The sequence below is a fragment of the Brevundimonas variabilis genome, assembly GCF_014199945.1.
Classification (GTDB): domain Bacteria; phylum Pseudomonadota; class Alphaproteobacteria; order Caulobacterales; family Caulobacteraceae; genus Brevundimonas; species Brevundimonas variabilis.
Window position 1 is genome coordinate 451,837 of record NZ_JACHOR010000004.1, and the last position, 13,112, is coordinate 464,948.

At 65.0% G+C, this 13,112-nt stretch carries 10 protein-coding genes; 5 read left to right on the forward strand and 5 right to left on the reverse strand.

All coding sequences use genetic code 11. The features are described 5' to 3' along the window. Window positions 1-5: 5 nt before the first annotated feature. The 4 genes from GGR13_RS13515 to GGR13_RS13530 all read right to left on the reverse strand — a co-directional run bounded on the left by GGR13_RS13515 (window position 6) and on the right by GGR13_RS13530 (window position 6,286). A complete protein-coding gene (locus GGR13_RS13515; RefSeq protein WP_183214077.1) occupies window positions 6-428 on the reverse strand; it encodes a response regulator transcription factor in 423 nt (140 codons plus the stop codon). After that, a complete protein-coding gene (locus GGR13_RS13520) occupies window positions 418-2,799 on the reverse strand; it encodes a PAS domain-containing protein (RefSeq protein WP_246347849.1) in 2,382 nt (793 codons plus the stop codon). The genes GGR13_RS13515 and GGR13_RS13520 overlap by 11 nt, the downstream gene beginning before the upstream one ends. A gap of 159 nt (window positions 2,800-2,958) precedes the next feature. Then, complete coding sequence (gene acs / locus GGR13_RS13525) at window positions 2,959-4,914, reverse strand: acetate--CoA ligase (RefSeq protein ID WP_183214080.1); 1,956 nt, start codon at window positions 4,912-4,914, stop codon at window positions 2,959-2,961. 19 nt (window positions 4,915-4,933) lie between these two features. Beyond that, window positions 4,934-6,286: a DcaP family trimeric outer membrane transporter gene (locus tag GGR13_RS13530; protein WP_183214081.1), complete on the reverse strand. Its 1,353-nt coding sequence runs from the start codon at window positions 6,284-6,286 to the stop codon at window positions 4,934-4,936. A gap of 167 nt (window positions 6,287-6,453) precedes the next feature. On the opposite strand from GGR13_RS13530, the gene GGR13_RS16880 reads away from it, so the two are divergent. Continuing rightward, window positions 6,454-7,074 (forward strand): response regulator, encoded by a 621-nt coding sequence (locus GGR13_RS16880; protein ID WP_183214082.1) that lies wholly within the window; start codon window positions 6,454-6,456, stop codon window positions 7,072-7,074. 3 nt (window positions 7,075-7,077) lie between these two features. Here GGR13_RS16880 and GGR13_RS13540 read toward each other — a convergent pair whose 3' ends face one another. Beyond that, window positions 7,078-7,893 carry a ferredoxin--NADP reductase gene (locus tag GGR13_RS13540; RefSeq protein WP_183214083.1) on the reverse strand — a complete coding sequence of 272 codons (816 nt, stop codon included), beginning with the start codon at window positions 7,891-7,893 and terminating at the stop codon, window positions 7,078-7,080. A gap of 288 nt (window positions 7,894-8,181) precedes the next feature. Here GGR13_RS13540 and GGR13_RS13545 point away from each other — a divergent pair, with 288 nt between their 5' ends. The 4 genes from GGR13_RS13545 to mntR all read left to right on the forward strand — a co-directional run bounded on the left by GGR13_RS13545 (window position 8,182) and on the right by mntR (window position 12,945). After that, window positions 8,182-10,431, forward strand: coding sequence for a S9 family peptidase (locus tag GGR13_RS13545; protein WP_183214084.1), 2,250 nt, complete (start codon window positions 8,182-8,184; stop codon window positions 10,429-10,431). Between the two features lie 65 nt (window positions 10,432-10,496). Further along, window positions 10,497-12,131 (forward strand): amidase, encoded by a 1,635-nt coding sequence (locus GGR13_RS13550; protein ID WP_183214085.1) that lies wholly within the window; start codon window positions 10,497-10,499, stop codon window positions 12,129-12,131. A 44-nt stretch (window positions 12,132-12,175) separates the two neighbouring features. Next, window positions 12,176-12,451 carry a SemiSWEET family sugar transporter gene (locus tag GGR13_RS13555; RefSeq protein ID WP_183214086.1) on the forward strand — a complete coding sequence of 92 codons (276 nt, stop codon included), beginning with the start codon at window positions 12,176-12,178 and terminating at the stop codon, window positions 12,449-12,451. Between the two features lie 62 nt (window positions 12,452-12,513). After that, window positions 12,514-12,945, forward strand: coding sequence for a manganese-binding transcriptional regulator MntR (gene mntR / locus GGR13_RS13560; RefSeq protein WP_221230675.1), 432 nt, complete (start codon window positions 12,514-12,516; stop codon window positions 12,943-12,945). Window positions 12,946-13,112 lie beyond the last annotated feature (167 nt).

The following is a 13,112-nucleotide window of genomic DNA, read 5'->3' on the forward strand; positions in this document are numbered from 1 at the left end:
GGGGATCAGATCTCGATGATGTCTTCGTGGACGATGGTAGGAACGATGTTCCGTCTGCGGAACAGACCGGCGACGCGGGCCAGAAGCTGGGCCTCGGTAAAGGGTTTGGTCAGGTAGCCGCGCGCGCCCAGCGCAACCGCCATCCGGACGTCATCGGAACTCTGCCTGCCCGTGAGGACCAGGGTCGGAACCTGTATGTCGGGGGCCTTGTCCTGCAGTTCTGACAGCACACCAAACCCGTCCAGCTCAGGCATGTTGATGTCGAGGATCATGGCGGCAGGCCGCAATTTGACGGCGCGCTCTACCGCTTCACGACCATTCTTGGCCGTATGTGGATCATAGCCCGCGATCCGCAGACGGGTACGAACCAGATCCCGTACTCCGGCGTCATCGTCGGCGATCAGGATTTTCAGCGCGTCAGTTAGCATTGCCCAAGAATCCAGGGAGGTCGGCGGCGAAGTCCGTCGCACGCGCGATAGCCGAGATCAACTGCGACGCATCGATCGGTTTGGACACCACGTCGTCGAACCCGAACTCCAGCAGTTTTGCGCCATCGTCCGCGCCGGAGTCCGCTGTAAAGGCCAGAATCGGAACGGTATCGTTGGGACCGACCCGGCTTCTGATCTGCCGCAGGGCCTCGAAGCCGTCCATGACCGGCATTCTGAGATCCATGAGGATCACATCGAACGGCCATTCGGCCGCACGGGCACAAGCCGCTTCTCCATCGACGGCCTCGGTGATCTCGGCTCCGATCCCTACCAGGAAAAGCCGAGCCAGTTCGCGATTGCTGGCATGATCGTCGACGACCAGCACACGCACCCCGCCATATGAGACCTGGCGACCGACCGGCACGGGTGCCGCGGGTGTCGAGGTGACAACGGATGTGGGGATCCAGAACCAGAAGCGACTGCCTTCACCGGGTCTGGAGGTCACGCCGATCTCGCCGCCCATGGCTTCGACCAGCCCCTTGCAGATGGCCAGCCCCAGGCCGGTACCCCCATGGTGGCGGGTCATTGAGCCGTCGATCTGGGAAAACCGGCGGAACAGGAGCTGGGCCTTGTCCTCACTGATGCCGTCGCCGGTATCCGTTACAGACACGGAAAGCCGCCCTGTCTCGGGATCGTGTTCGATGGCGAGGGTGACCTCTCCCCTGGCGGTGAATTTCACGGCATTGCCGACGAGGTTCAGCAGAACCTGCCGCACCCGGTCCGGGTCGACGAGGAAATGGTGTGCCGCCGAAGGGTGAGCGTCCAGCCGCAGGCGAATGTCACGCGATCCAGCTTGGGGCGCGAAGAGGTCCAGGGTGGCCTGGCAGAGGTCTGCAATGGCGCAGGGCTCTGTCCTGATGGCCACCTGGCCAGCCTCGAGCTTCGAGAAGTCGAGCAGATCGTTCACGGTGCACAGGAGCGCGCGACTGGCGTGCTCGACCCGGTCGACATAGTCGCGAGCGATTGCTGGCAGATCCGGCTGGGAACGGGTCAGCCCAGCGAAGCCGATGATGCTGGTCAACGGCGTGCGAAGCTCGTGGCTCATGTTCGCCAGAAACTCGGACTTGACCATTGCGGACGCTTCGGCAGCTTCGCGAGCAAGGGTCAGATCATCTTCAAGCGCCTTCTGGATCGAGATGTCCCGTATCACGGCGACAATGTAGCTCGGCTGGCCCTCGGGATCGCGAACGAGGCGCAACCGGGTCTCGACCCAGATCAGGTGGCCGTCGCGATGGACAACCTGATGCTGGAGCCTGGCCTCTTCCTGACCTTCCGCCATGGCGCGGAACGCACCCAGCATGGCCGGGCGGTCATGCTCGGCAACGAAATGGAAGGCGCGATGGCCTGCCATCTCGTGGGGTTCATAGCCCAGAAGTGTCTTGATGCGCGGTGAGATATAGGGGCTGGTGCCGTCCAGCTGGATGCGCGCGATGACGTCCGACACCATCTCGGTCAGCACCTTGTAGCGGGCACGGCTCCTTTCCGTGTCTCGAAGGGCCGTCACCTGGTCGGTCACGTCCTGAAAGACCCCGAACAGCGCAGACACCCTGCCATCAGTCCCTATCTCGCAGGTCGCCCTTGCGGCGACATTGCGCATGGCACCATCCGTCCGCTGGACCCGCAGCTGGATCTCGTAGCCTTCACCAGTCGCAAGGGCCTTTGCCAATTGCGCTTGCAGGATCGGACGATCTTCCGGGTGATAGAAGGACACGGCGTCGTCCAGCATGGGATCGAACGACTCAGGGTCCACCCCGTGAATGCGATAGATCTCGTCCGACCAGAGCACATGTCCCGTGGCGACATCCAATCGCCAGTGACCGACGCCCGACATTGAAGCGGCCATACCCAGCAGACGACGATGTTCCGCCAGTCCCCGATGAATGACAGCCCGGTCTAGCTCGTCCACCACGATCGCTGCCAAAGCCTTCAGTCGGCTGATCTCGGCGTCCGTAACCCCCGCCCGGGGCAAGGTATCGACGACGCACAGGGTTCCAAGATTGTTGCCGGCTCGGTCGCTCAGCAAGGCCCCCATGTAGAACCGGACGCCCAGGTCTCCGACGACAAAGGGATTGTCTCGAAATCTCGGGTCGAGGGTCGCGTCGAGGACCACCATGACCCCATGAGCTTCAAGCGTCAGGGCGAACGCGCAGAAGGACTGGCTTCGCGGCACAGTATCGACCTCAACCCCAACCCTGGCCTTGAACCATTCCCGCTCGTCGTCGATCAGCGAGACCATCGCCATCGGCGCGTCCATGATGTCCGCAGCCAGACCGACGATGCGGTCGATGGCTGGGTCGGACGGTGTGTCCATGACGTGGAGTGCCTTCAGCGCTGAAAGGCGACTTTGTTCGACGTCATCCGGAAGGTCGGGGCACATCAGGTTATCAGACCATGCAATCGTTAGCGGGCGATTGTCGTTATGTCGGAACCTGGCCCCTCAGGCCTGGCAAATTTTGGATCAGGCCGGGATCTACTGAGGCGCTCCGGTTCTGTTCCGTACCAGATCATCCACCACCGAGGGGTCGGCCAGGGTCGACGTATCCCCAAGCGAGCCGACATCATTTTCGGCGATCTTGCGCAGGATGCGCCGCATAATCTTGCCGGAGCGGGTCTTCGGCAACCCCGGAGCCCACTGGATGGCGTCCGGCGCAGCGATGGGTCCGATTTCCTTGCGGACGTGGGTAACCAGTGCCTTCTTGAGGTCATCGGTCGCCTCGACCCCGGCGTTCAGGGTGACATAGGCATAGATGCCCTGACCCTTGATGTCGTGCGGGAAGCCGACGACGGCTGCTTCGGCAACATCATCGTGCAGGACCAGCGCGCTCTCGACCTCGGCGGTGCCCATGCGGTGACCCGAGACATTGATGACATCATCGACCCGGCCGGTGATCCAGTAATAGCCGTCCTCGTCCCTGCGGCAGCCGTCACCGGTGAAATACTTGCCGGGATAGGCGGCGAAATAGGTCTCGAAGAAGCGCTGGTGGTCGCCCCAGACGGTGCGCATCTGGCCCGGCCAGCTGTCGGTGATGACCAGATTGCCGCTGACGGCCCCCTCCAGCACGACGCCCTCGGCATCGACCAGCTCCAGCTCGACGCCGGGCAGCGGCTTTGTCGCTGATCCGGGTTTCAGATCGGTGGCACCGGGCAGGGGGGACACCAGGATCCCGCCCGTTTCGGTCTGCCACCAGGTGTCGACGATCGGCAGGCGGCCGTCACCGACGACCTCGTGATACCAGCGCCAGGCCTCGGGGTTGATCGGCTCGCCCACGCTGCCCAGCAGCCGCAGCGACGCCCGCGAGGTCGCCTTCACCGGCTCATCGCCGTCGCGCATCAGGGCGCGCAGGGCCGTAGGCGCGGTGTAGAAGACCTCGACCTTGTGCTTGTCGATCACCTGCCAGAAGCGGCGATTGTCGGGATAGTTGGGCACGCCCTCGAACATCAGGGTCGTCGCGCCATTGGCCAGCGGACCATAGACACAATAGCTGTGACCCGTGACCCAGCCCACATCGGCGGTGCACCAGAAGACCTCGCCCGGCCGATAGTCGAACACCAGCTCATGGGTATAGCTGGCCCAGAACAGATAGCCGCCCGTGGTGTGCAGCACGCCCTTGGGCTTGCCGGTCGAGCCCGATGTATAGAGGATGAACAGCGGGTCCTCGGCATTCATCGGCTCGCAGGGGCAGTCGTCGCCGACGGCCTCGCTGGCCGCCGCATAGGCGATATCCCGGTCCGCGATCATCGGGATGTCCGCGCCGGTGTGAGCGATGACCAGCACCTTCTGGACGCGGTACTCCGGCGCCAGTTTTTCCAGGGCCGCATCGACATTGGCCTTCAGCGGCACGCGCTTGCCGCCGCGCAAGCCCTCGTCGGCGGTGATGACGACCTTCGATCCGCAGTCCTCGATCCGTCCGCACAGGCTGTCCGGTGAAAAGCCGCCGAAGACGACCGAGTGCACAGCCCCGATGCGCGCGCAGGCCAGCATGGCCACGGCTGCGGCCGGGATCATCGGCAGGTACAGGGTGACCCGGTCCCCCTTCACCACGCCCATGTCCTTGAGCACATTGGCCATCCGGCAGACGTCGCGGTGTAGTTCCGCATAGGTCAGGCCGCCCGAAACACTCGGGTCATCCCCCTCCCAGATGATGGCGCACTGGTCGCCCCGCGTCGCCAGATGCCGGTCGATGCAGTTCCAGGCGACGTTCAGGACGCCGTCCTCGAACCATCTGATCCGGAAGTCGGCCTTGTCATAGCTGACGTTCTTGATCGTCGTCGGCGGGGTCATCCAGTCAAGGCGCGCGGACAGATCGCCCCAGAAGTGGTCCGGAGTCTCGCGCGCCGCGATCCGCGCCGCCTCATAGGCATTGCGGTCCATATGCGCCCTGGCAGCCCAGGCATCCGATACGGGGTAGAGGGTGGGATCGCTCATCGGGTGACCTCGAAACGGCTCAGAAGCCGTATTTGGCAAAAACGGTCAGCCGGGTCACGTCACCCGAGACGCCATTCTCCAGTTCACGCTCGCCCAGGCTGAGCTCGGCGCCCAGATCCAGGGCCGTGACGGGGGAATAGATCAGATTGCCGCGGATGCTGAACGCCGACTTGTTGACCGTCAGCGCCGAGATCGCGCGATCATTGTCGACGTTCTGGAAGGCGTAGATCAGGCTGGAGCGCCATTGCGGGGTCCAGTAGTGGCGATAGGCAGCAAACCCGGCCACCAGCGGAATGGCCTCCAGATTGCCGGCCGCATCCAGCGCCGCATCATTGGTGAAATTCAGCCCGACGTAGCGGCCGATGCCCTCGCCCCCGGTCAGCATGGCGCGCAGGTCATCGCGTTCGCCGAATTTGATCTTGGCGGCGACCGATACGCCGTAGCCGACCGTCGTGTCATCGATGGCCGTCGCGCCGGTGGTCTCATAGGCCAGCTGGCGCACGATCCCGGCCACCTGCACCTCGCCCCAAGGCCGGATGAAGGCATAGCGGGCCGTGATGTCGGGCATGGTATTGTCGTCGGCCACGATCCGCGTCGCCGAGTTGAAGGCGGTGACCGTCGTGTCCGGGTTTTCGACGGACAGCGAAAACGGCCCGCTTGTGTAGCGAACCTGGGCCTGGCGATTGAAGGTCGTGCCCTCGGTAGGACCGACATAGTCCGCCGTTTCAGGCAGGACCGACAGGACCTGGAAATTGGTCCACTCCTGACCGAACAGCCATTTGTCGACGGTGACATAGGCGCGGCGCAGGGCGGGCGTTGCGGGACTGGTCGTGCGCTGGTCGCCTGTGCCGGGCAGGACCTGGAAGTCCATTTCGATCCGGGTGCCGATCTTGCGGCCGCCGATCATGCCGTCGGTGGTTAGCCAGAACCGGGTCTGGTGGGCATTGAAGTCAGCGGCATTGCCCTCGCTGGCGCCTCCGACGGGAACTGTCCCGGGCAGATAGAATTCGCGCTGGAAGTCGCCATTGGCGGGATCACCACCCGAGTACTGGCTCAGGCTGTAGTCCGCCTTGACGAACCCGCCGTATTTAACCGTGTTGTTGCCGATGCGGAAGCCGTCAACGGGGGCCGGGGGCGCGGCCGGGGCTGGAGCCGCAGCGACCGTCTGGTCGATCCGGATGATGTCGCGCTGCACCGCGCTTTGTTGCGCCCGCGAGGCGTCGACCTCGGCCTTCAGGGCGTTCAGCGTCGCTTCAAGCTGCGCGATCCGCGCCTCCAGCGCCGCTGGATCCTGCGACTGGGCGGCGGCAAGGCCGGGCGTAAACATCACGGCGATGGCGGCTGCGGTGCCGAGTAACTCGGTTCTGGTCATGGCGGTCCTCCCGGGTTCGTCTGCTGCGAACCTCCCGGGACCTAACTTTCGGTAGTTGCAGCTTCGGGGCCATTAGCGAATGGTCTAGTGTCGACGAAGGTCGTGGGGTGTCACACTGTCGCCAATGACGGTGTCGCGGCTCACGCGACCGACGGGAGAGAGACGCTGTGACCCACAGGATCGTGGTTGCCGACGACCACCCGCTGTTTCGCGCTGCGATGGGCTCTGCCTTGTCGCGCGCGGCTCCCGATGTTCCGATCGAGGAGTGTTCAACCCTTGCCGATGCCCGGACGGCCCTTACCCAAGGATCGGTGGACCTGCTTCTGCTGGATCTGAAGATGTCGGACTGCGACGGCTTCGCCGGCCTTGTAGCAGTGCGTGGCGAGCACCCGGCCGTCCCGGTGGTTGTGGTCTCGGCCAGCGAAGATGCCGGCACGGTCCGGCGCGCGCTCGCGTTCGGCGCTGCAGGCTTCATTCCCAAGTCCGCTACCCTGCCGACCATGGTCGAGGCCCTGACCTGCATTCTGGAAGGCGATGTCTGGGCACCCGAGACGGGACAGGATGACGGCCAGACGGAGATCGAACAACGGATCGCCAGCCTGACGCCCTCGCAGCTCAAGATCCTGATTGGCCTGCAGAAGGGTCGTCTGAACAAGCAGATCGCCTATGACCTTGGCGTCACCGAGGCGACGATCAAGGCCCATCTGACCGGTGTGTTCAGAAAGCTGGGTGTCCAGAACCGGACCCAGGCCGTGATCGCCGCCCAGGCGCTGGGCGGCGAACTCTGACCTTCAGCCGACGAAGGCGCGCTCCAGCACATAGTCGCCGGGCTCGGCGTTGGAGCCTTCCTTCAGGCCGAATCCGTCCAGCAGTTCGGCCGTCTGCTTGATCATGGCCATGGACCCGCACAGCATGACTCGGTCACGGTCCGCCCTGAAGCCCGGTTCGATATCCAGGTCGGCAAAGGCCGCCCCCGAGGTGATGCGGTCGGTGATCCGCCCGGGCGTGACGAAGTCCTCGCGCGTCACGGTGGGATAGTAGCGCAACTGGGCCTTCGCCTCGTCGCCAATCAGCGGATCGTCGTGGATGCCGTGCTCGAAGAAGTCGCGATAGGCCAGGTCGGCCACGCCGCGCACCGTGTGACAGACGATGACCTGACTGAACCGGGCATAGGTATCGGGATCCCTAGCCACGCTCAGCCACGGGGCCAGACCCGTGCCGGTTCCGATCAGCCACAGCCGCTCGCCGCCCGTCAGGGCGTCCAGAACGAGGGTCCCGGTCGGCTTCTTTCCCATCAGGACGGTGTCGCCCGCGACGATCTTCTGCAGCCGCGAGGTCAGGGGACCGTCGGGGACCTTGATCGAGAAGAACTCCAGTTCCTCGGCCCAGTTGGGGCTGGCCACGGAATAGGCTCGCAGCACGGGTTTGCCGCCATCCTCGCCGGGCAGGCCGATCATGACGAACTCGCCGGACCGGAAGCGGAAGTCCTCGGGCCGCTCGACGGCAAAGCTGAACAGCTGGTCGGTCCAGTGTTTGACCCACAGGACCTTGAGCTCGTGGAACGGACTGGCCTTGGCGGGGGGTGAGGAAAGAACGGCATCGGTCATGGGGCCAGCATAGGCGGCTGCTCGCCCGGGCAGAAGCCTTGAGTCACCCTGTCCTGGCGCGACATTTTCTGATGCTGCCGCTGAGAGAGTCAAAGATCCCCTCATCCGCTCATCCCGGCGAAAGCCGGGACCCAGTGCTTTCGCGAGGCAGGCCCTTGACAAGACTGCGCTTGAAAAGGACTGGGTCCCGGCTTTCGCCGGGATGAGCGGAAAGGGTTGGGGCGTGGAGAAACAGCCCCCGAAAAAATCTCGGTGACTTGACCAGAAACCGTCGCTAGCGTCCCGGCCATGCGCACAGTTCTCCTTGCTTCCACGCTCCTGACCATGGCCGGATCGGCCTTCGCCCAGAGCGCCCCGCCCGTCGATCCTGCGATCCTCACGCCCGAGCGGGTCTTCTCCAATCCATCGCTGGCCGGGCCTGTGGCGCGCGGCGTCAGCCTGTCGCCGGACGGCGAACTGGTGGCGTTCCTTCGCTCCCGGCCGGACGACGTTGATGTCCTCGACCTGTGGGCCGCACCGACCGGCACCGGAGAGCCCTACAAGCTGATCGACGCCCGGGCCCTGGTGCCGGACGCCGGCGAACTGTCCGAGGCCGAAAAGGCCCGCCGCGAGCGGCAGCGCATCTCGCAACGCGGCGTGGTCGAATACTCCTGGGATGAGCAGGGCCGCTATATCCTCGCCCCGTTGGAAGGCGACATCTTCCTGGCCACCCGGTCCGATGGCTCGGCAAAACGCATCACCGAGACCGAGGCCGACGAGATCGACGCCAAAGTCTCGCCCCTCGGCAATTTCGTCTCCTATGTCCGCGACCAGGACCTCGTGGTCTATGACCTTGCAACGGAGACCGAAGGGTCAATCACAACCGATGGTGATGGCCTCATCACCTGGGCCACGGCCGAGTTCATCGCCCAGGAGGAGATGAACCGAGACACCGGCTACTGGTGGAGCCCGACCGAACGTCACATCGCGCTTCAGCGTACCGATGAATCGACCGTCGACATCGTCCCCCGGCTGGACATCTCGGGCGGCGGGGCGACGGTGGTCGAGCAGCGCTATCCGCGCGCCGGACGACCCAATGCCCTCGTCGAACTGCATGTCCGCGACATGCAGACCGGGTCGATGGTCAAGGTCGACCTGGGCGACAATCCCGACATCTATCTGGCACGCGTCAACTGGTCCGCAGACGGCCAGACCCTGTACGTCCAGCGCCAGTCCCGCGACCAGAAGCGGCTCGACCTGCTCAGCGTCGATCCGGCGACCGGGGCGTCTCGGGTCATCGTCACCCAGCGGGCGGACGCCTGGGTCGCCCTGAACGATGACTTCAAGGCCCTGAAGAACGGACAGTTCATCTGGTCGTCGGAGGAAACCGGCTGGCGGCATCTGTATCTGCATGATCGCAACGGCCGCCGGCTGCGCGCGATCACCAGCGGTGAGTTTCCGGTCAAGGGCCTGAATGGCGTGAACGAGCAGACCGGCGAGGTCTTCTTCACTGCCTCCATGAAGGACGGCCGCGAGAACCCGACCGAGCAGCAACTCTTCCGCACCAGCCTGTCGCGCAACATGACACCGGTACAGGTCACGCCCGAGGGCGGCTGGTGGGGGGCCTCGATGAACCGCACCGGCACGGCCTATGTCGGCAACTATACCGACCTGACGACGCCGCCCCAGTCGGCTCTTTACCGCGCCGACGGGACCTTCGTGCGCTGGATCGAGGAAAACCGGCTGGATGCCAGCCATCCGTTCTATCCCTACGTGTCCCGCCGTCAGGTGCCGGAGTTCGGCACGCTGGAAAGCAACGGCGAGACCCTGGTCTGGCAGATGACCAAGCCGGTCGGTTTCGATCCGTCGAAGACCTATCCGGTGGTGATGCAGGTCTATGGCGGGCCTTCGGGCGGTGGCGTGCGCAAGAGCTGGCAGGGGGCGACGACCCAGCTGCTGACCGAGGCCGGCTATATCGTCTTCCGCCTCGACAACCGCGGCGAGGGCGACCGATCCGTGGCCTTCAAGACGGCGCTGTACCGCAAGATGGGCCAGCCCGAGATCGCCGATCAGGTCCTCGCCGCAGACTATCTGCGGTCCCTGCCGTTCGTCGACGACGACCGGATCGCCATGATGGGCTGGAGCTATGGCGGCTTCATGAGCGCCATGGCCCTGACAGAGCCGAAGATGGGTCTGGCGGCCGCGGCCGTCGGAGCCCCGCCGACCGAATGGAGCCTGTACGACACCCATTACACCGAACGCTACATGTCGACGCCCGAGGACAATGTGGACGGCTATGCCGCCTCGGACGTCGTGCCCCGGCTGGAAAACCTGACCGGGCGGATGCTGCTGATGCACGGCATGGCCGATGACAACGTCATCTTCGAGAACGCCACCCGGGTCATCGACGCCCTGCAGGCCCGCAGCATCCCGTTCGACCTGATGCTGTACCCCGGCCAGCGCCACGGCGTCCGCGGCAACGACCGGCAGCTCCAGCAATGGCGGACTTATCTGGAGTTCTTCGACCGCACCATCGGGGCGGGGTCGCATACCGAGTAAGCCGCTCATCCCGGCTTACGCCGGGACCCAGTCCTTTCGCTGCGCCGTGCGCTGGATCAAAATCGATGCTGAACCTCACCGATCGTTCGCCCAAAGCCCTGGGTCCCGGCGTACGCCGGAATGAGCGGAGGGGAGGCCGGGCCCTGATCGCAGCGGCGCTGGCCGGGCTGGCCCTGTCCGCCTGTACGGCCATCCCCAACGAGGATGGCAGCTGGACCGTGCCCGGCGAGGACGGGGGGCGCATCTTCCAGCCCCCCAGTGCTGCAGCCGTCGTCGACGGTCAGTTTCCGGCCCGATCGGCCGTCGATGGTTCCGCGTTCCTCATCACGGCAGCAGAGACGGAGCCTTCCATGAATGCGGTCATTGCCGTAGCGCCGGTACCCTCTGCGGATGGGGTAATCCCCATCCCCTCCGGCCCCCTGCGCGGCCTGCCCATCCTGCTGAAGGACAATATCGAGACCCGCGACATGCCGACTACGGCAGGATCGCTGGCCCTGGCCAACAATGCGCCCGGCCGGGATGCGCCGCTGGTCACGCGTCTGCGCGATGCCGGCGCGGTGATCCTGGGCAAGACCAACCTGTCGGAATGGGCCAATATCCGCTCGTCCAACTCCATCAGCGGCTGGAGCGCAGTGGGTGGCCAGACCCGTAATCCCTATGATCCCGAACGGACCCCCTGCGGCTCGTCCTCGGGCAGCGCCGTGGCCGTCGCCATTGGGCTGGTGCCCGTTGCGATCGGAACAGAGACCAATGGCTCGATCGTCTGTCCGGCCTCGGTCAATGGGGTGGTCGGGTTCAAGCCGACCGTTGGGCTGGTGTCGCGCACCCATGTCGTCCCGATCAGCCACTCCCAGGACACCGCCGGTCCCATGGCGCGGACGGTCGAGGATGCCGCCATCGTCATGACCGCGCTTGCCGGCACCGATCCGCTGGACCCTGCGACGGTCGAGGCCGACGCCCGCAAGGTCGACTACCGTGCTGCCCTCGACCCGGGATCGCTGAACGGGGCGAGGATCGGCGTCATGCGGTTCCTGATCGACAACTATTCCCCCGATACCCAGGCCGCCTTCGAGGCCTCGCTGCAGGCTCTGCGCGACGCCGGAGCCGTTCTGGTCGAGATCGCGGATGCTCCCGACCTTCGGGCGATTGGCCAGAACAGTTTCAACGTCCTGATGTTCGAACTGAAGGCCGATCTGAACGCCTATCTGGCCAGCACGGACCCGACCCAGGTCCCGACCCGGACCCTCGCCGATGTCATCGCCTTCAATGCCGCCGAGCCGCGCGAGACCGAACTGTTCGGACAGGAGCTGTTCCTGCTGGCCGAGGCGAAGAAGGACCTGACCGACCCCGAATACATCGCTGCGCGCGAGACCTCGTTCCGGCTCGCGGGCCCGGAAGGCATCGACCGGATGATGAGCGCCAATACGGTCGTCGCCCTGGTGGCACCCACGACCTCGCGGGGCTGGACCAACGATCGCGAGGACGAGGACGAGGCCCAGGGGTCGTCCTCGACCCTGGCCGCCGTCGCCGGCTATCCGCATCTTACCGTGCCGATGGGTTTCGATCGCGGCATGCCGGTCGGCCTCAGCTTCATCGGCGGCAAGTGGGATGACGCGAAGATCCTGTCGCTGGGCCATGCCTTCGAGCTGCGGACCATGGCGCGTCGGGCCCCGGTCCTGACGCCTGCTCCGGCACCCTGAACGGCAAGCGCGAACCTTTCGGGGGCCCGTGGCGTTGCTGCGCCATGAGCCTGATTGCCAATATCGTGGGGACCGGCGCGGCCGTGTGCTCGATCGCCAGTTTCGCCCCCCAGGTCCTGAAGATCTGGAAGGAGCGTGATGCCTCCTCGGTCAGTCTCAAGACCTATACCCTGACAGTCGCCTGTTTCATCCTATGGGTGGCCTATGGCTGGCTGACCCAGGCCTGGCCGATCGTCGTCTCCAACAGTTTTGCCCTGGTGATGGCATCGGCCGTGCTGGCGATGAAGTGGCGCTTCCGGGATGGCGACCCTGCAACCTGATCTGGCGAGGGCATGGATTTCGATCTATGGCAGGGCCTTTGTCGCAGACGGGAGCGCTGTCCTTGACCGAAGCCACAGGGGCCGCCCGCCGTGCCGCCGCTTTCCAGCGGATGCGTGACGCCCACTCGACCGAGATGGCCGAAGACTATGTCGAGCTCATCGGCGATCTGATCGTCGAGACGGGGGAGGCCAGGCTCACGGATCTCGCCGAGAATCTCGGCGTCACCCATGCCACGGCAGCCAAGGTCGTCCAGCGGCTGGCGCGAGAGGGGCTGGTCGAGAGCCGGCCCTATCGGTCGATCTTCCTGACGCAGGCCGGCGAGACCATGGCGACGGCGTCGCGTGAGCGGCATCGCATCGTCCTGCAGTTCCTTCTGGCCATGGGGGTCAGCGAACGGGTGGCCGAGGCCGACTCGGAAGGGATCGAACATCACGTCAGTGCCGAGACGCTGGAGATGTTCGAACGCCTGACCCGCGAACGGACGCCGGGCTAAGCCCCGGAAACACCGCCAAACCCTGTGGTGACAAGGGTGATGTCGGGGCTCGTGCAGATCCCGGAGGGGTGAAGTTCCAACTTTTCTTCGCACCGCGAAAATTGGTGCTTGACGGGGGAGGGGCCCCGGCCTAAATCCCCGCCTCCGCCGGACACCGGCGTTAAACA